The organism is Vibrio sp. D173a (genome assembly GCF_030248475.1).
The window spans coordinates 1-885 of record NZ_JAHGAH010000500.1 but is presented as its reverse complement, the minus strand read 5'-3'; the positions used below and the strand labels follow the sequence as shown (position 1 = coordinate 885).

The window sequence follows — 885 nt, the reverse complement described above, 5'->3', positions numbered from 1 at the left end:
CTTGCAACCGATTCGCCAGTCGCGGTATCTCCTGCGATGAATCAACAGATGTATGCACACCCAGCAACGCAAGAGAACATTGCGACTCTGAAGCGTCGTGGTTGCCATATTTGGGGCCCAGCGGCTGGAGAGCAAGCGTGTGGCGATGTAGGCATGGGTCGTATGTTAGAGCCAATGCAGCTGGTTCACCGTTGTGAGAACTTCTTTCAACCAAAGCCTCTTGAAGGTCGTAGGGTTCTAATCACTGCGGGACCAACCCGAGAAGCGATCGACCCTGTTCGCTACATCTCTAACCACAGTTCAGGCAAGATGGGTTACGCGTTGGCAGAAGCAGCAGTCAAACTCGGCGCAACGGTAACGCTCGTGAGCGGCCCTGTTGCATTAGCAACGCCAGAAGGTGTAACACGAGTTGACGTCGAGAGCGCGCAGCAGATGTTCGATGCAGTTATGGACTCTGCGCCTCGCCACGATGTATTCATCAGCTGTGCGGCCGTAGCCGATTACCGTCCACACACGGTAGCCGAACAGAAGCTGAAGAAGGTCGATGGTACCGACGATATGTCTATCGAGATGGTTAAGAACCCAGATATCGTCGCTTCTGTGGCGGCTATGACTCAAGATCGTCCATTCACCGTCGGCTTTGCCGCTGAGACACAAGATGTCGAGAAATACGCACGCGGTAAACTAGTGAAGAAAAATCTCGATATGATCTGCGCTAACGATGTATCTGTTGAAGGGCAAGGCTTCAACAGCAACAACAACGCTCTTAACCTTTACTGGAACGATGGCGATAAGTCACTCCCGCTAGAGAGCAAAGAGGCATTAAGCTTCAAGATCTTGGAGCAAATCGAAACACTTCTTGAAGCGTAGCCGCATTTTTGCGCT

General features: G+C 51.9%; 1 protein-coding gene. It reads left to right on the top strand.

Translation table 11 applies throughout. From position 1 onward, the window contains the following. Window positions 1–870, top strand: an 870-nt coding sequence (gene coaBC / locus KIV40_RS27085) for a bifunctional phosphopantothenoylcysteine decarboxylase/phosphopantothenate--cysteine ligase CoaBC (RefSeq protein WP_285352274.1), incomplete at its 5' end; no start/stop codon positions are given. Between the last annotated feature and the right edge of the window lie 15 nt (window positions 871–885).